Genomic DNA, 23,126 nt, shown 5'->3' with positions numbered 1-23,126 from the left:
ATATCTGGATTACAAGAGTCCAAATCAATATGAGGCTGACATGGCTAACTTACAAAAAGCGGCTTAACTGGGTTGTGTGATTTTGGTTGACCACGTCACGTTATATACCAGCTTATCGGATTCTCAAGGCACATGAATATGACTAAGAAGCGTTACGGTGTAGAACACGCCAGACGGAATATAAAAAAACTGACTTCCCAGCCGACCAGGATTGATGAAGATAGTATTAGATCTGTTGCCCGGTACTTTGTAGCCAATGCCCACAATAGTCTTGCATGTATGGGGATGTGCATTCTGCTGAGCGGACGAAGCCTTCAACTTTTATTGAGTGATACAGTGCATCTCAGATTGGATCCGACGGGAAATGGACTCTTGGGTTCGACATGGTTATTTCAGTCAACCGTAGTTCCGTTGGGTTGGCGCGATTCGTTTCATCACAGTTCTAAAAATGCATTTATTATTATCCCAGCTCCCTTTGCAAGGCAGCTTGAAGAAATCAGGGATTCCAGACCAGCTTTTGCTGAAATTGAGAAGGGCTTGAAGCAATTACTTTCTGAGCTATCCCCTCCTCATGAAAAGATTACGTTGCGGCGTTTGGAAAACGTAATTCGATTTGAAGGTAAGCGTTTCGACCTTAATTCATTTGAAATGGACTTTATCCAGTCCACTGATAAAGACGTTCACATGCAACATTATTATGTGAATTTTCAAACGAAATCAATCAGAGAAAAGCACGCTAAATACGTTGCTTGGATTTGCCAGACTCCTGAAAAAGTCGGCTTACTCGAGGTTTCAGGTAGGTTCGGCTCAAAATGGGCTTTGAATGCAAAAGGTGTAAAAAAAGCTTTCTCATTCATTACAGAGCAGCTGGAAGATAGTATTGAGTTCAATCGTCCGCAAGCACTCTTTACTTGGTATTCAGCTTACATCTTGCAACTCCTCCAATTGCTAACGCTTCATCGACCGTGCGAGTCACCATTTAAAAAGCTCGATCGCTTTACAGATGATTATGAGTACCTTCAGATTACTGATAAGGGGCCAAGCTCAACCCGAATAATACCACTCGGAAAACTGGGAAAAACTGTTGTTTCTGAGTATGTTCAGTTTCTTACTCTACTCGCTTCTAAGATTGCACTACGCTCTCCTGAAATAGCAGAGGGCATACAGGCGATTTTACGCAGCAAAAAGCCACTTTTTCACAGTTGGCGTGGTAAAGATTTTTCACCTGTAACAGAGTCATACCTAAAGAATTTGTTCAGAGACGATCTTCCTCTACCTTTGAACTGGCACCGCCATACTTTAGCAACCGAGTTGGTAAATAGAGGAGTTTGCCGCCACAAAATTGCTGCTTACATGGGGCATCACCGTCCGCTTGAACACTCATTTTCGCGTTTTTCTTGCGCTTCATTTGAATGGCTCTATGAGGTCCGAGATGAAATAGAGATGGTTGTACATGAATTCTCAGTTCCGTTAATACGTGTTAACCAGGTGTTTCAATGATTACACAATATTCCGCTATCGAAGAATACAAGCTGACGACTGGAACGCCAATTAAAAGACAGGCTGAGTATTGTGCCGATCAATTGATAGCGGATTTGACCAAGCGAGACTATTGGAAAGATGCTACACATGAGAATAAAACTGAGGAGTTGAGAAAGCTATTCGATGAAATTGATTGCAGAATGGGCAAATCAAAAAGGACTACAATCCTTAAGTCGGTTCTCCATGAGAGACTGATTGGTCGACCATTTAGAACTAAACCTCAAAGGCAAACTACATTTGACAGCAGTGCGGAGGCATGTTTCAAGCTTCTGATAAAAGCTTACCACTTAGTTCTGCATGAAATTGAAACTACCTATGTTCCAGCTTCAGAGCTCAGATTACAGTGGTTGTTTTTTTTGTCCACAGTTCATGGCGGACTCTGCAATCATGAGATGTTAGATGCCCTTGCCGCAAAATTGGAAGATAAGAACAAATTTATAACCTATCACCATGGTTATCTGTCTGTTCATCTTATCTTTAATTCTGAAGCGCATCCAACGAATTACGTAATTGACGAAAATAGATTTACAAGTCGAAGTTGGTATCCAGACCCAATTTCTTTTGCAGCACTTGTTGGCGTTTTAAAGTGCGGCAAAAGCATATTGCCATTGCAGAAAAACGCATTCTGTTATATCGAAGACCTTTTAAATCGAACGCTACCTGATGCATCGGTTAACGTTTTCAAAAGCGATTCGTGGCTTCACGGCCTTTCTCTTGTGTTTGAACGGCTTCATACACACAGCTGCCCTGCTTTTCTGGGCGCAACCATACGAGGTAAAATAACGAGCTGCTCCGATCATTCTGCTATGTCTTAAATTATTGCGTCCCGCCCAATGTTCATAGAAATGTCCGAAAGTAGTGGCGTATTAACTTCTTCACGTGAAAAGCAGTCCACAGAGCATAACTCTTATTATGAAAAAATTTTTTTGGCAGAACTGCGTCAATCAACTCGAAAAACAGATGAATATGGAAGAAAGCGAAATGCGGTAGACGTAAAAAAGTCGCTAAAACAATTGATAATCAAACTGGATAGTGACATTTCTCCTGAAGTAATTCTGGCTGATTTCATACTCAGTGAATTTAACCAAGGGAGCTGGAAAGCACCATCTACAGCTCTACGATTTATATCAAACATCGGTCGAGCATGGCTTCAAGTTACAAGACAATGCGATTTAATTTCTCACGATGAAGGGGCAATGTCAGAGGTCTATTCCGAACTCGTTAACTTACGAGAGAAAAGAGATCAGCGCGCCATAGATGACCTCAACAAATTTTTCATTTTTATCAATTCTTCCTATTCCTTACCGCTTCCCGAAAATATGGAAACATCTGGTCGGCAGCAAGCGCATGTTCGAAGTACTACTGTTAACGAAACCGCTTTCCTGCAACTCATTGAAGACCTACCTAAGCTGTTTCCAAATGAATCGCCGCACACAATAAAGCAGCTTCATCTTATGCTCATTCTTATGAGACGAGTAGGACTTAGACCGTTTGAAGTGGTTAAGCTAAAGCAATCAGACTTGAACACGGTAAACCTTCTTACCATAACCGTCAGAGCAAACGAATATTACTCGGTGAAAAGCTATTCAGGTTATCGAAAAATCCCTCTTTCGGCCTTGCTTAAGGAGAACGAACGAAACTTGTTGCTCGCGTATTGTAGCAACAGAAAGCAAGAAACACAGAATTCGCTCAACCGATTGCTGTTTTCATCTGATCACCGCTTTGACCGTCTCTTCAATATTAATGCCATTTTTAAGGTAGTGAGCTCAGCACTTTCAGCCTACATGGCGTGCAGCTGCCCCATGTACCAATTAAGGCATTCGCTTATTTCATATCTCACAATTGTCCTGTTTGGCTCAGATAAATCATTAACGAGGCTCACGCCTTACTCTCATGAGCATGCGAGCAGAATCAAAGACGTGCTACTCAACGGTAACACTCAAGACGACTTTTACCAATTAAGCGCATTGGCAGGTCATTTATCTCCGAACACAACTTTATCAACGTATTGCCATTTTACTGACTTACTTATCCACGAAGCAGGTTATGTTGAGGTTTCAAAATACGACATTAATTTTTGGGCGAATTTGACAAATGTACGCCCATCAACAGCGGACCGATGGAAGAAAATGGTAACTAACGACCAAAGCGATAAAACGGAAATCTCCGATTGTTTCATGAAAGGTATGCTTGACCATCACTTAAAGTACATACAAAAGGTTGGCTCACGCGAAAAGGAGGTAACATCTGTGAACAAGTTATTTGAAATTAACAATCAAAATCACTTACTTTCTGAATGTGACCAAATTCTGCGGAAATTTGATAGAGGAGTGGAAATAAGTGTTATTGCGACATCACTTGCTCAAAACTTCTCATGGGCTGAGTCGGTCGTCTTAGCTGCGAAAAAAATTAAAGAGCACAACAAATATTGGACTAAACGAGGACAAAGCAGGCTCTATCCAACAGGCTCAAAAAAGCTAACCCCTCCGATGGTAAATAGCGCAATAGAAATGACCGATTGCTTTACGATAAGCAAAAGGCTTTCGACCTTGCCTGAAGACAAGGCTGCGGAGATCCGCTGGGCGGCAAACTATTTGTTCGAAAACAAACAACATGGGCACAATTACGTCAATTTTCGAAGTACTGATGAACTTGAACGCTATTTAATAGCACTATCTCCAATTGTTGGTATGGCTCGATGGCTAATTGAGCTTGTTCCACTTGAAGGTATGCTCCCAGTTTTAAGCAGATGGATAGAGTCAGAAGGAGTTAACGGGTTCATCTCAGCCAAAACTGTCAGAGACAGGTTCAAATTTCCAGACGGTCAAGTCAAGCTTTACTTCTTGAAGTTAGATGCTGTAAAGATAACCAAAGGAGGCATACCTCCAGACTCTTCGCAATCTTCAAATGCTCTTCAGTATGTGCTCCATCTTTATGCTATTAACAAAAAGGCCAAGATCATTGAAGAGCGCTGTAACTCGGCAAGTCAGTCTTTTTGAAATTTTTGTTCATTCGTCTTGGCGATTTGAGTTTCGTAAATTGGTAAGTGATAAGAGGTAATGATGTGATTACCAAGGGATACTGCCGGTATATTTCCAAGCGATTTTGACGTAAACAGACTTATTCATTTACATGCCTCTAGCGCGACCTGTGGGAGCAGCTTATTATCCATGCTTTTTGCCGACAAGAGGGATAACCTGATTGAAGAAGCCCTCTTATTTTCCTAAACAATGAATTTATCCCATTTCCCGTAGCTTGCTCTAATATGACCTTTTCGTAAACTCAACCCAATTAGCAATGCGCCACATAGCAAGCTTGAAACAACTGAAACCAGAGGGGCACCGAGCAGAAATGGCGTGGTAAATAATGCCAGGCCTAGAGGAACAAGCGCATAACGTGCCATGCGCCCAGACTCGGCAGTAGCAGTAACAACGACTGTCAGGACCAGAGCTCCCACCACATGATCAGCATTAGCCGTGCTGCCCTCGGTCCCCAGCGTCAAACGAGTGGACATAAGCCAAACTCCGACAGGAATGCAGAGCGCAAGATTCCAGGGCAAAGTAACTCCTCCTGCAATCATGTCTTTAAATACTGTTATGGGGCCCCGTTCAAACTCTCTTTCATCACCCTCCCAGGCTCCTGTATCAGTATCGCCGGTAAAGAAAATACGTAGCAATGGGCGACCTTGCTTTTTACGACGCCATAAGAATTCAGTAGTTGCCACCAGCTCATCCAGCGAATAAGGAATTTGAATCAGCATGGCTGCTGCACCAACCAGGCAAAGTGTACACCAGGTTCCAATAACGATGGGCTGAATAATAATGAAGAAAATCGACACCACGCCTAATGGCACAATCATAATGCCGAACAGCATTACCAACCAGGGCATGGTGCGCCAGCGGCGGGTTGACCCCATCAGGCCGGTAAGAATTTCCAGCGCATAAGTCATAGCACCTAACCCGGCGTCGGGAACCGGCCACGCCTCAGATACCTCAGATGTGATAATTTCTTCGGTGCCATTTTTCGGGTCACCGCCCCCGCCTGCAAAAAACGGTTCCCATACCGCGTCTATATGTCCTAACTGGAAGGCACACAAATAGCGTGAAATAAAAAAACCTACAAATGCGAGCAAAATAATAGGCATCCGTTGCACCCAGCTTGACGGATTAAACTCCCAACCGGGCGGAATATTGGGGCCGGTCTCCGCCGCTATTAGTGATACACCGGGCGTTGGCCGCGAGCACACGGCAAAAGCAATAATCAGCATGCCCACTAACGTGCCGTTCAGATAGGCCCCCGCCGTAGGAGCCCAGAACACCAACGGTGCCGAGAGCACCCAAAATCCGACAATTCCCGCGGCCCAGCGAGCCTGGCTCATTCGCCATGACAGACTTAAACCGGCAAACACCAGCAGTGCCAGTCCCGACCCCATGTCACTAATCGTCATTGCGCGGCTTTCATACCCCAACAAAAATGGCGCGGTTAACAACCAGAACGCCAACCCGATATTCATAAAGTGGGCCCAAATAAAGTTGCTATGGGCGTCACGATAATGATCTTCGTGCTTTTCACGAATTGCGTTGGCGTTAACTTCTTTTTCCTTCGCCGTTTGCATCCAGTCTGGCAAAGTGATGCCATTGGCTTTATACCAACCTGGCGGATCTTTTTTCAGATTGTCAATTAACCGTTCCAGTGCATCATAAATGTGGTGCTGTGGTCGCCAATTTAACTGTTCCTTTACCCGGCTGAGATTAAGGTCATAATGATCACTTGATAAATCAATCATGAATGGTTTAATGAACGGCTTTTCACCATGATCAAAGGCGTCAGGTACCACCGGCTCGGTTTTTTCTTCCAGCCAAGCTCCAGGTTTAGCAACATACTCCGGTATTTCGATGGTGTTCCACTCTCGTTCACCATAAATCAAATGACCAATTCGATTTTGCAGCGCCTGATAACCCATTACGCTGTCTTCGCCGGCCAATAGTACATTTTCTTTGGGCACTTCATGGCGCTTTTCAACCAGCTCGGTAAACAATGACACCATATCGTCTTTATGCAAAAAAGCTTGTCCGGCCATTTTATCGCCCGAGTACACCCAACTCTTAAATTGCCGCTCGTAAATGCGGGCGATCTGATAGCTTAAAGTGGGAACAGCGGTGTGGTCATCGTACAAGCCAGCCATTCGTAACAGGGTATAGGGAATTTTGCCATGATGGCTGCGAATGGCTTCTTCGGCATCGGCTTTAGACTGCGGATAGGTCCAGCCGGGCTCAATGGGCGTGTCCTCGGTGATTTTTTCTCCAGGGACCCCTGCCCGATGAATGAGCATGGTGGAGGAATAGATGAAATGATCCACATCAAAGCGCTGCAGTTCGGTTAGAAAATCCGCCGTTCCCTTTACATTGAGAGCCTCATACAAGGGGTTGTCTTCGCCCGAGAAATCATAATAGGCGGCAAGGTGAATCACGCAGGCAATATGACCGCCATGTTTTTCATGAATTTTATACAACGCAAGGGAAATGGAGTCTTTGGAGGTAAAATCGCACTCGTAACTTTCATGGGCACTTTCGCAAGGTGTCAAATCCAACCCAATAAGGTGATAATCTTTTTTCAGCACCTCACAAAGTGCACTGCCTACGCCGCCAGATGCACCAGTTATCAGAACAATCCGCTTTTCTGCTGCTTGTTGTGCCATCAATAAGTCCTTGCCAGAAACCTAAAATTAAGAGGGTTACTATTGAGTAACGAATCAACCCGCGTTTCGGGTCATTGACAGAGAGAAAACGATGAAAATAGACAAAATCTAATCAACTTCGGCAATTTAGGGAAACGCGCCGCGTCTGCTTGATAATCGATAATGCGGCGGGACAGTGTAAAACTTGCGAACGACAGGAATATACTTTGTAGTAAAAACACGATTGGTTTGGGGAGCCATCATGCAAGGAGCCTTTGCTGCCACACCGCGTTGGTTAATAAATGCCATAGGCTAATGATTTTAATTGAATAAGTAAGATTGCACGACCGTAAAATGAAATTTAATGTTTTCAATGCGCAAATAGGAATAAAACTTGATGGTCTAGAGTCTCGCAATACTTCCTTGCTGGCACACGGTGTCGGCGCCCATTTGGATAAGGAGCCTCTCATGTCATTTATCTCAGCCGGTCCTGCAGACCGCCTTGAAAACCTCAAACCTAAACGCGTTACCCTTAACGATACAGAAATTCTTCTCATTCGTGACGGTGAAAACGTTTATGCCAGCAGCGCCGATTGCCCTCATAAAGGTGCGCCTCTTGAAGATGGTGCAGTATGTCGAGGCAAGTTGGTTTGCCCATGGCATAAAGGCACTTTTGATATCGCCTCTGCTGATGTATGCGAACCACCTGCACTAACAGGATTATCTCGGTATGCGGTTGAAATACGTGACGGCGAGGTACTTGTGGATCCCGAACAGGCCACCGACAGCACCGATAAACGACAAAACCGATTAACTGCAGTTAACGCACATTCTCATATTGTGATTGTCGGCGCTGGCGCAGCAGGCGCTGCCGCTCTGCAAAGTCTGGTGAACAATCGTTACCACGGTCGGATCACTGTTGTTGATCCAGAAGCAGATGCACCTTATGACCGAACACTGCTTACCAAAGCTGTGACAGCGGGCGACATGGAACCTGATGAGGTAGACCCCCTTGTTAATCAAGACGACATGGATATCACAGAAGTTACACGCCTAGTGGCTAAAGTATCCGGAATTGATACTGCCGCCCATCAAATTGAGCTATATGATGGTCAATCGTTGACATACGATCGATTACTTATTGCCACAGGCGGGATCCCCATACGGCCGGATTTACCCGGCGTTAATTTGTTGGGGATCCATACGCTTCGAAATATTGAGCATGTGGAACGTCTATTAGCTGACGTTGAAAACACGAACAATATTACCATTGTTGGCAACAGTTTTATTAGTCTGGAAGTGGCCGCTTCATTAAAGCAGCGTAGCGACAATATACGGGTAAAGGTTATCGCACCTGATGCGGTGCCGTTTGAAAAACAATTTGGAACCCAAATCGGGCAGTATTTCCGTGATTTACACGAGAAGCATGACGTCGAGTTTGTCGAGGGCACAGTAAGTGGATTTCATGGTACTGAAAAAGTAACCGCAGTGAAGCTGGAAAGTGGCGAAACGTTGGAAACCAATCTGGTGCTGCTAGCTACCGGCATAACGACTGATAAAGATTTACTCAATAGCTTTACATTAACGCATCAGGGATTGGTGAAAGTGAACGAATTCCTTGAAGCTGCTGAAGATGTCTATGCGGTGGGTGATATTACCAGTTATCCGTATAATGGCGAAGAAATGCACATTGAGCACTGGCGACTAGCCCAGCAGCATGGTCGTTGCGCAGCAGAAAATATACTCGCGAGCCTAGCCTACCCTGCCGAACGTAAAGCATTTGATCGCACACCTTATTTCTGGACACAGCAATTTGATGTAAAGTTTGAATACGTAGGCCACGCAAAAGAGTGGGACGAAATCGAAGCGGTGGGCACACCGGAAGACGAACAATACCTCGCAGTTTTTCGCAAAGATGGTAAGGAAATTGCTGCTCTGGCTAAAGGTTATCCGCAGCTCATGGCAAAAATGATTATTGAGATGGACGACCATGTTGCGCTGTCATCGGTTAAAGCTGAACTTGAAGCTGCCTAATTAACAAGCTTTGATTTGGTGACGAGAAAGCGCGTAATGGCGCGCTTTCTATGACAAGATTGCTAACTATCCTCCGAGGCCGGTAGTCCTCACGTACAAATCCTTCTAATTAAACAGTCAGCGATTTTCGTTGTAGCTGTCTATACCAGCGATGCCCCACCCAAAATGCTGCGGTGATGTAGGGCACTCCACCTACTACCCACATGATAAGTCCCGCTAATTGCTGATCGGCAAGGTTGCGGGATTCACCGTAAAAAGGAGTGCTGCCAAAGGTAAGAAACGCACCTAAAAAGCCCGTGTGCATTAGCGTCACCAACAGTGCCAGCAACGCATAGGGAACTTTACGGGTAAAGGCATGTAAGCAGGCCCACCAAAACCATACCGCCGATATCAGAAAGCAGGCGTGTTCGAATACGTGAATCCAGGGATTCTCCAACGCCAACATATAAAATTTCGGGATGTGCCAGAACCAGATCATCATACCGTGAAAGTAGGTGCATACCATCGGATATTGAGTGATTTTAAATGCATATTTCCATAATCTTTCCCCATATGCTCCACAAGCCCTGTAGAACTGTGGCAATGGCCGAGCCAAAGCGAAAGCTGGCGCTATTATTACCATCATAAACATATGCTGGGTCATATGCGCAGCAGAGCTATGTTCAGCCCATTCGTCCAACGGACCCAAAATGGTAAAAAAGGTGATCAAAATGGTGATATGAAATAGCCATCTCCGCCATACAACTGCGGTAGCGTAGCGGCAGCCCCATACATAGATTATCCAGAATATCAGTACTATCACCGCCGTAAGGCTAGCGGAAAACGCGTCCTGGCCACCACTGGTAAAGGGGTTGTGCGCCCATGCACCGGTTGACCAAAACAATAACGTTGCTACGAGAATAATTAAATACATGGTGCCATCGCCAAAAGAGGAATGCCAACAGCCAGCGTCGAAATGGCCGAAGCAAGATAACTTGTCGCCGCTACACGCAGTAAAAAGCGCGACTCATTTTCTGCATTTGCCGCTACGTGCCACGACTTAAAGGCGCAAATTCCCAAATAGATAACAATAAGAAACGTAGGAATTAAAAAACTAAGGTTTATCCAATTAAATGGGCCCGCCTCGGCCGCAGGTTTAGCCAGCTGACAAGCCACCGCGACTCCGCCATAAGTAAATACAAACCAGAGCGCCCAAATCACAAACCCGGCCACAAGATGCCAAGGGTGCGCGCGGGAAACTTTCATTTAGCCTCCCATATTGTTGGTAAGATCAAAAAGCTTGCGAAGCTTAGCCAAAAAATAACAAGTGTAAACAACCACATGGGGCTCATTACGACAATTTCATAGGACAGCTTTGTACTGATGTAATCATAACTAACCCGCAGTGCCTGGAGCGTAGTGGTGATCACGCTGATGATACTGTGGAAAAGCAAAAAGGCCAGCATCACCAACAATACGGCATCATACGCATTAGTCGTAAATTGCAGGTCACTCGAAACAGTGATGAAAGCCAATAGTCCAACATGACCCATTCCACAGGCTGAAACGAGCCAAAGCCACTTAGCGAGCGACTTCTCTTGCTCACGGCGCAAATAGCGATTCAGACGGCGATACAAAGTCACTGCAATGGTCAGTAACGCACCACTTAGCCCCATTAAAACCGGCGAAATTGCCGACACGTCAGGTAAGGTTTTATTTGGTGAAACTGTCCACAAATATAACCAACCGAAAAGCAGCGACAAATATAAGGTGCCGTCAGCTAACAGAGTCACACACATACCCCATAACCCTGGGCCGTCAAAGGTACGCGAGTGCAGAGGCGGCTCTCCCCGGCTCGCTTCTTCATCCGTCAGTGGTGCCATCGTCTTGTGCGTGCCGTTCTCCCAACTCCAGCGTAAAAAGAAGCCTAGACCCAATATGGCGAAAAAGATGCCGACCATATACGCTTTAGACACCAGGCTGATGCACAACCCCGCCAGGGTAGCCGCACAAATTAGAGGCCACCACGAATGGCTGGGAATATGAATAACTTCTTTTAGCTTGCCACTAATCGCATCTGTTCCATACAGTTCCCGTCGCCCGTGCTTAATACTTTTTAAGCCATGTTCGCCAGCTGGAATGCTATTAATCAACGACGGGTCGTCCCATAGTGGATGACGTGATTTTACCTCAGGGATACTGGCAAAATTGTAAGACACCGGCGGCATGCCCGTGGCCCATTCCAATGTATCAGCTTGCCAAGGATTAGATGAAGCCTTTCGACCATATCGAAAATGTAGCGTCACATCTAAGACGAGCATTAGAATACCAATCGCGAGCACGAAGCCACCAATGGAAGAACTCAGATTTAACCAATCCCAGCCCAGGCCACTTTCGTAAGTAAACACTCGGCGTGGCATGCCCAACAGACCAGTTAGGTGCATGATCAGAAACGTTGAATTAAATCCGACAAACACCAAGCCAAACGCCCAGCGTCCCATTCTCATAGACGGCATTCGTCCGGAAAAATGGGGCAACCAGTAATATAGGGCGGCGATCAGCGGAAAGAACATTCCGCCAATAAGCACATAATGAAAATGCGCCACTACAAAGTGCGTATCGTGCACCTGCCAGTCAAAGGGCACCAGTGCTAGCATCACACCAGTCAACCCACCGCAAACGAAGATAAACAAAAAGCCAAAAATCCATAGCATCGGCAGTTCAAACCGAACACGGCCTACCCACAATGTCGTTAACCAAACGAAAATCTGAATGCCTGTGGGAATCGCCACCAGCATGCTGGCAATGGAAAAAAATGCCTGGGCCAAATGAGGGATCCCGACGGTAAACATGTGGTGTACCCATAAGCCAAAGCTGATAAACCCAGTGATGATTACTGATAATACAACCCAACGATATCCCACCAGCGGTCGACCCGCGAACACTGGCAATATAGTGGAGACCATACCCGCTGCCGGCAGAAAAATAATGTAAACTTCAGGATGGCCGAATAACCAGAACAAATGCTGCCATAAAATAGGGTCACCACCAGCGTTAGGATCAAAAAAAGGCATTTGCGCTGCCCGCTCAAGCTCTAACAGAATGCTAGCCAGAATCAGCGGAGGAAAACCGAACACGATCATTAACGCCATCGCGAGAATATACCAGCAGAAAATAGGCATTTTGCTCAAACTCATGCCCGGCGCTCTTGTACGCAAAATCGAGACGGTAAGCTCAATACCTGCTGATACTGCAGATATTTCTACAAAAGTCACTCCGAGTAGCCAGAAGTCTGAGCCCGCGCCAGCGGAATAGTCGTCGCTGGATAAGGGTGTGTACATAAACCAGCCCGAATTAGGCGCGATGCCTAGCACCAGACTTGACAGCAAAATCAACCCTCCAAAGAGGTAACAGTAATAGCCTAAGGCGCTCAAACGGGGAAAGACTAGATCGCGCGTGCCGATCATCTTTGGAATAAGATACATCGCCGCGCCTTCCAGAACCGGAATGGCAAACAAGAACATCATAATAGTGCCGTGCATAGTAAAAACCTGTGAATACAGGTCGGCAGTAATGAGTGTCTGACCTGGCAACGCCAATTGCGAGCGGATCAGCATTGCCAGCAAAATGCCTACGAGAAAAAAGATCACCCCGGTTAGCATGAATCGCTGACTGATAGAAGTATGGTTTACCGCTGCAAGATTGCCCCACCCAGGTAGGTTATCCCACACCTTGGCAAAATTTTTGTGTAGTTCTGATTTGCCATTCATTGTGTTTTACCTTGTTGGACGAGCCATGCATCAAACTTCTCAGCAGAATGAGCAATGACTTTAAAATGCATTTTAGCGTGAGAAAGGCCGCAATATTCGGCGCATTGGCCACCGAACTCACCTACTTCATCGGCTTGCAAACGCACGATGTTCGTGTGCCCCGGGATCGCATCAATCTTTCCTCCTAGCCGTGGCACCCAGAAGCCATGAATCACGTCCGCACTAGTCACATGAATATCAATTGGCGTATCGACAGGAATATGAATTTCATCTGTTAGTTCAATATCATGTTGCGGATAGGTTACATCCCACGCCCATTGTCTGGCATGCACATCAATTCGCACAGCGCGCTCATCTACCAAAGGCAGCATAATATTCCCGGCTGGAATACCAAAAATGAGCAATACGGTTATGCCCACCGTGGGTAACACAATACCGCCCCACAAAACCATACGAGTAAGAACGCGTTTTACATCTGCATCGCTATATTTACGATTGCGTCGGAAGCTGGCATACCACCAGAGTGAGCAAATCCCCAGTAATACCACGACTCCAACCGTGAGCATGCCCCACCAGATTGTGGTAACCGCCTTGGCTGACGGACCTGCCGGGGCGAGAATGGAATACGGCTCACTGCAACCTGCCAACAATAAGGCACTGGCAGTGAAAAGATATTCTGTTACTCTATTTACCAAACTCACTCCTTAAACGGTATTTAGGATCTGACGCTTCTATGTCGAATTCAATAATCAGCAGCCGCGCTTCACTTAGGGGGCATGCGCTACATCCAGCCCTGATCCATTTTCCCATCGCGTTTTTGCTCATACTCATTGTCACAGATATTGTATTTATCCTTACCAGCGATCCTTTCTGGGCTGAAGCCAGTTTTTGGCTTACTGCTGCTGGACTGGCATTTGGTGTTTTGGCCAGCCTTGCCGGTGCCATTGATGTTTTTACTGTACGTATTGTTCGCCATATTGTCGCAGCCTGGGCTCACGCCGTTCTAGCAGTAATGACGCTATCGCTGACCACATTTAACCTTACCTTACGCCTAGGCGATAACCCCGGCGAACTTATTAATCCCTGGGGAATCTATGTCAGCGTTCTAGCTGGCATCCTTATCGGTATTACTGGTTTTTTGGGCGCTCAACTGGTTTTTGCTTACGGCGTAGGTGTTAACGAGCCTCAAAATAATGAACGCTAAGTTGAGCCCTAGATTGGCCATGGCACAAAACCAGGTGCAGCAGGTTTTGCCAGGACCACAAACAGTATGCTTCCGACGCCGCAAAATATCGCTATCAGAAAGCACCAGCTAAAGCCTGCCAGATAACGCATTTCCTGGCGTTCAAGGCGCGTTATCAGTAGCCCAAGGCTCGCGTGCAATATCACCAGTATCGTCACAATGGTTAGTTTCACCATCAGCCAGAAAGTAAGGGTGTCGTTTATTACAAAGACCAATGTTCCCGCAATAATAGAAATGATAGCCGCGGGCGAAGCCACATACGCGAATATCAGCCGCGCTACCGACCCCATTCCAAATGGAATATCGATAAAGTCTTCGCGCATTTTCGACTCAGTAGCAATTAAGATTGGCAAATACAACACGGTTGCCAACCAGATCAGAAGACCGAAGATGTGAAGACCTAAAAGCCAGAGCATGAGCAACCTTACATTTATTTCATAATACTAGTTACAGCACTCGCCCCTGAAATGGTTTAGAAAAAAATGAATTTTTGCGATCGCACGTGACGAAGTGAAGTTAGCCGATCCCTTATTAGAGAGTAAATGAACAATATAATTCTAACCTACGGTCAGCGGTAGAATATTTACTTGTATATAAAGGTTACTGTATATACGATCTATACACCGTTTCTCAAAGAGCAGAGATAATAAAAAATGAAATGTACCTCACTTAACGTTGGAGCCTTTTACAAGTTAAGTAAGAGTAGAATAAAGCCTAGCTAGGCTGGCACTTGCAGCTTGGCGAGAGACACATAAGATTTCCAACTTTGACGGGTCTCACCGGAGAAAAACAGGCAACTCCATGTTTAAGAATTTAATTATTGCTACATGTGCGATCGTATCATCCTTCATTTCCATAATGTTAATCGGTAGTTTAACCCGAATTCATATATGGTCTCCTCCCGTATTGCAAGGTTTATCATCTAGATAACAGGGACAGGATTGCTGTCATATATTCGGTCTTTAATTAGCTGTAAAAGCTATGACCTTGATGTATTTCGCGCATATCGTCCTTATCAGATTATCGGTATTTTATTACCCCTGAATTCGACAGGTTTTAAATATGCCGGTTTGACCTGTTATGTCATCTATCTGTTATGCCTTCGCAATTCGTTGAAGTGTTTGTTCTTATTATACTGGTGAATATTCCTCACCTGATACCGTGATTGCCCATGCCATTCTGGCCATCTTATTGGCATACGCTACACATGCCCGATTATGCCCTCTTGTACAAACCAGATGGTTTATCCATAGGCTGAGTTTGTCATCTTTGGATTTAGCTCTAGAAACGACGGCTTTGGCGCCTTGGACGAGTAGACATCGTAAGTAACGATTACCTTTTTTACTGATACCCAATAATACATCTTTTCCGCCACTACTATGTTGCTTGGGGACCAAACCTAATGACGCTGATACATCACGTCCCTTGCGATAAGCTCTGCCATTACCAACTTCATTAAAGTAGGCACTTGATATCATCGGGCCAATACCGGGAACAGATAGCAAACGCTGACAAATTGCATTGTTTTTTGCATATTGCATTATTGCCTTGTCATATACATCGATACTGCTATCTAGCGTATGGAGTTGTTCATTAAGCTGTAACAGGAGTGCCTTAAACTGTATTGATAATTGCTGGTTGCCATCCTGCAGCCATATTGAGATATGCTTGCGTAGTGTATGGACGCCTTGAGGTATGCATATCCCATACTCCGCCACCAGTCCTCTTATTTGGTTGCACAATGCTGTGCGCTGCCCAACAGCTAATGCTCTGGCCTTATGCTGAGCTTGATTATCTTGTTGTTCTACTGACTTTATACCAGCAGATCTGATATGGGGCTGACGGGCGGCAATGGCTATAGCTAAGGCATCGTTATAATCGTTTTTATTACCGACTAAAAACGCTTTAACATGCTGTGGCGGAACCAGTTTTACTTCATGGCCACATCCTTGAATTTCCCTCGCCCAATAAGAAGAAGTTGCACAAGACTCTATAGCAACAAGACATTGAGGATGAGAATGAAAGAAAGCTAGCACCTCTGCTCGCTTTAACATTTTCTTTTTCAGCAGCCTACCTTCCTTGTTGCAGCACACCACATGAAAGACTCTTTTTGCGATATCTAACCCGATTGTTGTAATCTTCATCTTGGTCTTCTCCCGTTTGATTGTAAGTTCAAATTCAATCATGGCACTTGGATGCCGAATTTGGGAGGAGACTGGATAAAGGTTTAAATCTTTGAATATTTTCTGTCTTTCTTCTAAAGATTTGCTCGCAAAGAAAACGATAGAAATCGTTTCGTTACCTAATGTCGGATCTTGCTTTAAGGCTTCTTGGATCGCTGCGTTTCTGTGTTGACCGTCAGTGATGTAAAGTTCAGCATCTTCATCAATAATGAGAGTGCCGATTTTTTGTTCATGTTTAGAATCGCCAATAGCAACAAACTCTGATAAGCCATCGATACACGCTGTCAGCGCCGAAAATACATAGTTATCCCTGTTGTCCAAAATATAATTGGCAATGTCAGGAATGCGTTCTTCATTTATTATTCTCTGCGCTCTTTTATCAACTGGAAGTTGGCCTTCATCAAAGCTAAATATTCGCTTCAATCTCTTTAATGGGCACATTACGATGTAGTATTCATCGTTGGCTTGTTGGCCTTTGATTGCAGGGAAGGACATTCCTGAAGCTATTTGGGACATAATTTAACTATCAAACTAATCGTTGTTCGTGCTATTCGAGTAATGTTCTTACGAACATAATCGCATTATGATACATTGCAAATCATCAAATGTCTTTAGCCGTTCAAACGTATCACATAAGAATTATGACGACTTATTTAGATTACAATGCTACTTCCCCGGTTCTGCCTGAGGTGGCGGACTTTGTTTACCAATTAATGACTGAAGAGTATGGCAATGCAGGCAGTCGTACTCATGTATTTGGGGCCAAAGCAAAGGCATATGTAGAAGCGGCAAGAGGGCAAGTTGCACAGATTGTTGATGCGGATAAATCTGAAGTTATATTCACTAGTGGGGCCACAGAGAGTAACAATATTGCAATCTTGGGTCTTAAAGAATATGCGCTCAAAAATAACAAAAAGCATATTGTTACGACCGCTATAGAACATAAAGCTGTATTAGAACCTATTGAACACCTAGCAGAAGATGGTTTTGAAGTTACTTATGTGAGTCCAGGTCCCTCGGGGCTTATAAGTGCACAAGATATTTATAGTGCGCTTCGCGATGACACGATTCTCGTATCAGTAATGCACGTAAATAATGAAACAGGATGCATTCAATCAATTAGTGAGATATGCGAATTGCTTAAAGATCATCCTGCTTATTTTCATGTAGATGCTGCTCAAAGTTTTGGCAAAATAAGCGAAGCTCTTTGTAATAAACGGATTGATTTTATTAGTGCAAGTGGTCACAAGCTTTATGCTCCAAAAGGAATTGGCGCTCTAATAATGCGTAAACGAGGATTTATGAAGGCCCCTCTGAAACCTTTGCTTTATGGAGGTGGTCAGGAAAAAGGCCTTAGGCCTGGTACCTTGCCAGTTCAATTAATTGCCGGCTTCGGCTTAGCTTGTCAGTTAGCCGAAAAGCATGCGACCGAATGGATTCAACACTGCTCAAAAATAAAAAAGCAAATGATAAGCTTGGTGAGCGATTTAAACGGAAACATAATTGGCTCCGATACCTCACCATTTGTCATTAACTTCTACATACCGGGAGTAAATTCAGAGGCTGCAATGGTTTTAATGAAAGAGTCTATAGCCATTTCAAATGGCTCCGCATGCACATCATCTAGCTACAAACCGTCTCACGTGCTGACAGCAATGGGCCTCTCAGATGATGCTGTAGCTGGATCATTACGAATTTCTTGGTCACATATGATAAAAGATCTACCGGTCGACGCAATAAGAAACAGTCTACTGAAGTTGATGTAATAAAATGGGACTTGGTCACAATCTGGTCACAACACCAGCTCAAGTTAGTGGACACTATACATTTAATGAAGCGCCAATATTGGCGCACCCGAGAGGATTCGAACCTCTGACCTTTGCCTCCGGAGTGCAAAGCCACCAATCAGCGCTTTATGGGTTACCCTCAACCAACCTATGAAAACCCTCAATCGCTCTATCAAGGCTTTCGTTATTATCGAAATAAAGCTGGCTTAGCCGGCTTTTCTTTATTTGGTATGTCGCACTGGCAAAGGCTAGCGTTTCTTTAAAGCCACTAAATTCTTCATCAAACACCTCACGCTTTGGTTTTGCCACCCGCTTTTTTTTAACACACTAATTATTGGCGCTAATTGAGTTTATAATACCGGTTAAACAGTTTTTGAATTACATCGACCAACTTGAGTAGAACATGGCCCATAAAGTACGTTATAAGTTTAAAGGTGTGGCAAAAGAGATAAATTTTTCTTACAGCCGCCATCAAAATATGCATGAAGCCGTGGCCGAAGCTGAGGAAATAGACCTTTCCCAGTTCCTGCAAACTGAACAGCAACTTGCCGCTATCAGTAAAGACAAAAAGACCGTAAGAAACTTCAGAGATACCGAATTTGTAAAAATGGGGTTTTCTGAATTGTATTTTTTAAAAAACGGGCAAGAATGATGGTTGCGCCCTTTCAACACATACTAGACCTTTGAACTACTTTGCTATTGGGGATTAACAGCCAAGTCTTAAAAATGGAGGGCTCGATAGTGTTCGAACCTCTGCCCCTGGAGTGCAAAGCCACCAATCAGCGCTTTATGGGTTACCCTCAACCAACTCATGAAAAGCCTCAATCGCCCTATCAAAGCTTTCATCATTATCGAAATAAAGCTGACTTAGTCGGCTTTTCTTGATTTTGTAGGTAGCGCTGGCAAAGGCTAGTGCTTCTCTAAAGCTGCTAAACTCTTCGTCGAACACTCTAAACACCTCGCGCTGAGGTTTTGCCACCCGCGTAATACTCCCATTCACTTCATAATCGAACCCTGCAAATTGAAGACGGGAAAGGGTTTCTTTGCCTAATCGCATGCCGCCTTTTAGGCTTATTTGAAATGCCGCGTCCATTTCTTCAATTTCCTCCATGCTCCAGTGGTTAAACACTCGAATGGCCTTTTTGTACTTTTCCGCCAACCGCTTTTTTAACACGGTTATTCTGGGTTCTAGCGTGGCGTTGTTTTCATTTTTTAAAAGTTCAGTGCATTCGTTGCATGAAGGCACGGAAATAAAGTCGGCCTGTAGATGTCCGTCTTGCCAGTCGTGAATGAATTTTATGGGTGGAATAAAGTCTTGCCGTGCAGCTTCGCAGCCGCAGTAAATGCAGCGATTAAAATCAGCCGAATGTACCGCGTTTAGTGGCTGATAGAATTTCTGATAATTCTTAACTGACATTCTGCTACATACGTAAAGTTGAAAGGGTGCGAACGGTGATTACAGTACCACAGTCGCTTTTTTAGGGTACGCTAATTGTGCTCAGCTAATACAAACGCCTACAAACGCCGCCCTTGTGCGGCGTTTGTTTCATTCAGATACGATAAAAGACTACAACCGCGACGGTCTACTGTGCGGGTCGCCCTCTACGTGGCCTTTTGGCGGTCTTTGTTTAGGCTTTGCGGCAATAGGCGTTTCGCCATCACTCTCCTCGCCTTCTTCATCAATATCCCATGTGCCTTCTTCGCTCCACGGGTCGTCGTCGGGGAATTCCCCTATATTGATTTCTTTTACCGAGTAATCGGGCTGGTAACGCATGTCGTAGTTGGCCGCCCGTACTATGGCAATACATAACATTAAGGCCACAGCTAATAACGGAACGCCCCCTATTATCGACGCTGTTTGAAGCGTTTCTAACCCACCAACAAACATAAGCACTATAGGCATAAACGATAGCGCGAATGCCCAGAACAAACGATTCCAGCGCAATGGCTCTTCGTCTACTTCTTTTTGCACTACAGCTGCCAGAATGTAAGAAATGGAGTCGAAGGTAGTTGCGGTAAAGATTAGCGCTAACAAGGTGAATACAAAAATGACTATGTAGTCCAATGGCAGCGTGTGTAACATGGCGAAAATCGCGGCCGTAGGGCTTTCTTGGTTAAGAATACTCACCACGTCTAGCTCACCCGAAAGCTGCAAATACAAGCCATAATTTCCCATTACCATGAAGAATAAAAAGCAGCCCATGGTGCCGAAGAACATGGAGCCCGCCACCATAGTGCGAATGGTTCGCCCCCTTGAAATGCGGGCAATAAAAAGCCCTACGCTTGGTGCAAACACCAGCCACCATGCCCAGTAGAATATGGTCCAGTCTTGAGGGAAATGCGTGTTTTGAAAGCCATTAAATTCAGCAAAAGGCTCTAGCCAGGTAGCCATTTTAATAATGTTGCTAAGTACGCGGCCCAAAGCATCTAGGCCGGTATTGGCCATAAACAACGTAGGCCCCACAACAAATATAAATAATAGCAATCCTATGGCCAGCCAAAAGTTAATGTCTGACAGCAGCTTAATCCCCTTCTTTAAACCTACATACGCGCTGTAACCAAAGATAGCTGTACAGGTTACTAGCACCAGAACTTGGGTGGTAAGCGATTTAGGTACGCCGAATAGTTCGTGCACCCCTTCATTTATCATGGGCGCTGCCAAACCTAACGTGGTCGCCCCGCCGCCTAACATTCCGAAGATAAAGCTGATGTCGATAATTTTACCCAGCCAGCCGTGAGCCATTTTCTCGCCAATAACCGGCATGAGTGCTTCAGATATTTTAAGTACGCTGTGATTGCGCACATAGTAGAAGTACGCAATAGGTACGGCGGGAATGAGGTAAATTGCCCAGGCAAGCGGGCCCCAGTGGAAAATACCGTAGGCTGCAGCCCATTTCGCGGCTTCGGGGGTTTCACCTTCTATGTGAAACGGTGGCGCTTGGTAGTAGTACACCCATTCAATCATGGACCAATACAAAATAGACGCGCCAATGCCTGCACAAAACAGCATGGCAGCCCATGATACTGGCGAGAACTCGGGTTTCTCTTCCGGGTCGCCTAGTTTTATTTGCCCGATGTCGCTGAACATGATGTAAATCATGAACCCACCAGCGCCAACACCAAGCAAGAGATATAAAACACCAAGTTTACTGGTTACGAAGTCTTTTGCAGCTGCCACCCACTGTGCGCCTTGGTCCGGCCAAATAATTAGAGGAATGGTGACAGAGAGAAGAAGAATTAGAGAGCCAAAAAAAGTGGGCTTGTCGATTACGCTAAACGCGCCTTCCTGTTTAATAATGGCCTTGGAGGAGGCCGCATCTCGGGTATTACTACTCATACACGATCCTTTGTTTTGTTTTTATAGATGCCTTATACGTTTGGCTTTAAACGGGCGATCTTAAAAAACAGTTTATCAGAATTGTGTTAGCTAATGGGTTGCTTCAATTCGATGTGCGTTTATTCATTCGTGCTTTGGTTGTTAGCATGCCCATGCCCAATGCGGCCATAGATACCGCAATAACGCCGTTTAGATAGTTGGAAGAACGCATAGGGCACGTAATCGAGCACGTTAACGCCCAGGGTGGCAGAGTAAAACGCACCAGCCGTTGTCCACGGAATAAGGCCTGTGGTCATAGTGGCACCTTCTTCTACCGACCGAGATAGCACAGCGGGGTCAAGGTTCTGCTGTTCATATTTCGGTTTAAACAACTGGCAATTCAAAATGATAGAGATATAGGCCTCGCCCATGGCCACATTGCCTAGAAAACCAGACGCAATGGTCACGGCTATTAGGGTTGCCGTGCGTTTTACCCGTTCAATAATGCCTTTCAGTAACGCAGCTAGAAAGCCTGCACCATGCAGTATGCCGCCCAATGCGATTGCCATTAAGGCGAGGAGCAACGTCCAGCTCATACTACTAATGCCGCCTCGTCCTAGTAAGGTATCTAAATTTGCGATACCCGTATTTTGAGGGGTGTTTTCCCACAACGCGTTGAGCACACTAATGGTGTTGGTGTCTTGATAGAAAATAGCGATGATACCGGCAAGCAGAATACTGCACGACATGGTTACTTCAGCCGGCACTTTCTTGATGCTCATTACCGTAAGCAACACCAGCGGTAACAGTGTTATATAGGGTGCAAGGTTATAGTGACTGGCGAGTGCTGCTTTTATTTCAATTATTTCGTTAACATTTAAGTTTTGGTTTGCGTAGCTAAAGCCAATTACCAAGAAAATTACAAAGGTGAGAAGAAAGCTAGGTAGTGTAGTTAGCAGCATGGCGTACATATGCCGATACAGATTGGTACCCGCGCTCATGGATGCGAGGTTGGTGGTATCAGACACCGGCGACATTTTATCGCCAAACGTCGCGCCACATACCACCATGCCTGCCACAAAGGGGAGTGGTATGTTCATGGCAGCGCCAATACCCATCAGCACTACACCCATAGTGCCCACCGTACCCCACGATGTGCCTGTAGCTACCGACATTACCGCACACAAAATTAATCCCACCGCCAGGAAGATACTGGGGTTTAGCCAACTTAAACCGTAATAAATTAGCGTTGAGATAGTGCCACTTTGCATAAAGCTGGCGATAACCATACCAATGAGGATAAAAATATAGATTGCTGGCATGGCCCGGGTTAATGCGCTGGTCATTAATTCGCGGATTTGCAGATACTTGTACCCCAAGCTAAAGGCATTGATACCAGCCCATAGCAAACACAGAAATAGTAATGCATGCAGGCTAATGCCAAGGCCAAATAATCCGCCTGCTGTCAGTGCGACAATAACACCAAAACAAAGTAGTGACTGAGGAAAACTAGGGTTACGTAAAGACTTAGGCGACATGAAAGACCTGTTGAACCGCTTGAAAAATGAAAGTAGTGAAAAACAGTATAACGACTT

16 protein-coding genes and 3 pseudogenes are annotated in these 23,126 nt (G+C 45.1%); 7 read left to right on the top strand and 12 right to left on the bottom strand.

The window, feature by feature from the left end; all coding sequences use genetic code 11:
- Positions 1–138: 138 nt before the first annotated feature.
- The 3 genes from MHM99_RS13130 to MHM99_RS13120 are packed head-to-tail and all read left to right on the top strand — an operon-like array spanning position 139 to position 4,541.
- Entirely contained in the window at positions 139–1,500 is a 1,362-nt protein-coding gene (locus tag MHM99_RS13130; RefSeq protein WP_239219662.1) for a hypothetical protein, read from the top strand.
- Positions 1,497–2,357 (top strand): hypothetical protein, encoded by an 861-nt coding sequence (locus MHM99_RS13125; protein ID WP_239219660.1) that lies wholly within the window; start codon positions 1,497–1,499, stop codon positions 2,355–2,357. The genes MHM99_RS13130 and MHM99_RS13125 overlap by 4 nt, the downstream gene beginning before the upstream one ends.
- A gap of 30 nt (positions 2,358–2,387) precedes the next feature.
- The gene (locus MHM99_RS13120; protein WP_239219658.1) at positions 2,388–4,541 is read left to right on the top strand and encodes a hypothetical protein; all 2,154 of its coding nucleotides are present in this window, start codon (positions 2,388–2,390) and stop codon (positions 4,539–4,541) included.
- Between the two features lie 224 nt (positions 4,542–4,765).
- Here MHM99_RS13120 and MHM99_RS13115 read toward each other — a convergent pair whose 3' ends face one another.
- Positions 4,766–7,240, bottom strand: coding sequence for a vitamin K epoxide reductase family protein (locus MHM99_RS13115; RefSeq protein WP_049587399.1), 2,475 nt, complete (start codon positions 7,238–7,240; stop codon positions 4,766–4,768).
- Positions 7,241–7,687: 447 nt separating this feature from the next.
- Here MHM99_RS13115 and MHM99_RS13110 point away from each other — a divergent pair, with 447 nt between their 5' ends.
- On the top strand, positions 7,688–9,253 hold the full coding sequence (locus MHM99_RS13110) for an FAD-dependent oxidoreductase (RefSeq protein ID WP_239219656.1): 1,566 nt from the start codon (positions 7,688–7,690) through the stop codon (positions 9,251–9,253).
- A 109-nt stretch (positions 9,254–9,362) separates the two neighbouring features.
- Here the strand turns inward: MHM99_RS13110 and MHM99_RS13105 are convergent, their stop codons facing one another.
- From MHM99_RS13105 to coxB, 4 genes are read right to left on the bottom strand one after another with little or no spacing between them, the layout of a single operon-like run.
- Positions 9,363–10,166, bottom strand: coding sequence for a cytochrome c oxidase assembly protein (locus tag MHM99_RS13105; protein ID WP_049587401.1), 804 nt, complete (start codon positions 10,164–10,166; stop codon positions 9,363–9,365).
- Positions 10,157–10,498, bottom strand: a complete 342-nt coding sequence (locus MHM99_RS13100) for a hypothetical protein (protein ID WP_012519723.1) — start codon at positions 10,496–10,498, stop codon at positions 10,157–10,159. Before MHM99_RS13100 ends, MHM99_RS13105 begins: the two co-directional genes overlap by 10 nt.
- A complete protein-coding gene (gene ctaD, locus MHM99_RS13095) occupies positions 10,495–13,002 on the bottom strand; it encodes a cytochrome c oxidase subunit I (protein WP_239219654.1) in 2,508 nt (835 codons plus the stop codon). The genes MHM99_RS13100 and ctaD overlap by 4 nt, the downstream gene beginning before the upstream one ends.
- Positions 12,999–13,703: a cytochrome c oxidase subunit II gene (gene coxB / locus MHM99_RS13090; RefSeq protein ID WP_342339636.1), complete on the bottom strand. Its 705-nt coding sequence runs from the start codon at positions 13,701–13,703 to the stop codon at positions 12,999–13,001. The genes ctaD and coxB overlap by 4 nt, the downstream gene beginning before the upstream one ends.
- A gap of 32 nt (positions 13,704–13,735) precedes the next feature.
- On the opposite strand from coxB, the gene MHM99_RS13085 reads away from it, so the two are divergent.
- On the top strand, positions 13,736–14,206 hold the full coding sequence (locus MHM99_RS13085; protein ID WP_239219650.1) for a DUF2231 domain-containing protein: 471 nt from the start codon (positions 13,736–13,738) through the stop codon (positions 14,204–14,206).
- An 8-nt stretch (positions 14,207–14,214) separates the two neighbouring features.
- Here MHM99_RS13085 and MHM99_RS13080 read toward each other — a convergent pair whose 3' ends face one another.
- The 3 genes and pseudogenes from MHM99_RS13080 to MHM99_RS13070 form a co-directional block, all read right to left on the bottom strand.
- A complete protein-coding gene (locus MHM99_RS13080) occupies positions 14,215–14,661 on the bottom strand; it encodes a CopD family protein (protein WP_239219648.1) in 447 nt (148 codons plus the stop codon).
- A gap of 714 nt (positions 14,662–15,375) precedes the next feature.
- The gene (locus tag MHM99_RS13075) at positions 15,376–16,389 is read right to left on the bottom strand and encodes an IS110 family transposase (protein ID WP_239219671.1); all 1,014 of its coding nucleotides are present in this window, start codon (positions 16,387–16,389) and stop codon (positions 15,376–15,378) included.
- Between the two features lie 78 nt (positions 16,390–16,467).
- A pseudogene (locus MHM99_RS13070) lies at positions 16,468–16,923 on the bottom strand (DNA sulfur modification protein DndB); the annotation flags it as partial.
- A 110-nt stretch (positions 16,924–17,033) separates the two neighbouring features.
- Here MHM99_RS13070 and dndA point away from each other — a divergent pair.
- The gene (dndA, locus tag MHM99_RS13065) at positions 17,034–18,194 is read left to right on the top strand and encodes a cysteine desulfurase DndA (RefSeq protein ID WP_239219647.1); all 1,161 of its coding nucleotides are present in this window, start codon (positions 17,034–17,036) and stop codon (positions 18,192–18,194) included.
- 147 nt (positions 18,195–18,341) lie between these two features.
- On the opposite strand, the pseudogene MHM99_RS13060 reads toward dndA, so the two are convergent.
- Positions 18,342–18,527 (bottom strand): annotated as a pseudogene (locus MHM99_RS13060) (hypothetical protein); the annotation flags it as partial.
- Between the two features lie 91 nt (positions 18,528–18,618).
- Between MHM99_RS13060 and MHM99_RS13055 the strand changes: the two are divergent.
- Positions 18,619–18,867, top strand: a complete 249-nt coding sequence (locus MHM99_RS13055; RefSeq protein WP_239219646.1) for a DUF2960 family protein — start codon at positions 18,619–18,621, stop codon at positions 18,865–18,867.
- Between the two features lie 135 nt (positions 18,868–19,002).
- Here the strand turns inward: MHM99_RS13055 and MHM99_RS13050 are convergent, their stop codons facing one another.
- The 3 genes and pseudogenes from MHM99_RS13050 to nhaC form a co-directional block, all read right to left on the bottom strand.
- The gene (locus tag MHM99_RS13050; RefSeq protein ID WP_239219645.1) at positions 19,003–19,632 is read right to left on the bottom strand and encodes a hypothetical protein; all 630 of its coding nucleotides are present in this window, start codon (positions 19,630–19,632) and stop codon (positions 19,003–19,005) included.
- Between the two features lie 150 nt (positions 19,633–19,782).
- Positions 19,783–21,552, bottom strand: coding sequence for a BCCT family transporter (locus MHM99_RS13045; protein WP_239219644.1), 1,770 nt, complete (start codon positions 21,550–21,552; stop codon positions 19,783–19,785).
- Between the two features lie 103 nt (positions 21,553–21,655).
- A pseudogene (gene nhaC, locus MHM99_RS13040) lies at positions 21,656–23,069 on the bottom strand (Na+/H+ antiporter NhaC).
- Positions 23,070–23,126 lie beyond the last annotated feature (57 nt).

It is taken from the genome of Alteromonas sp. MmMcT2-2 (assembly GCF_022348305.1).
Lineage (GTDB): Bacteria > Pseudomonadota > Gammaproteobacteria > Enterobacterales > Alteromonadaceae > Alteromonas > Alteromonas macleodii.
The sequence above is the reverse complement of the archived record's forward strand: the minus strand, read 5'-3'. Positions and strand labels throughout refer to the sequence as shown.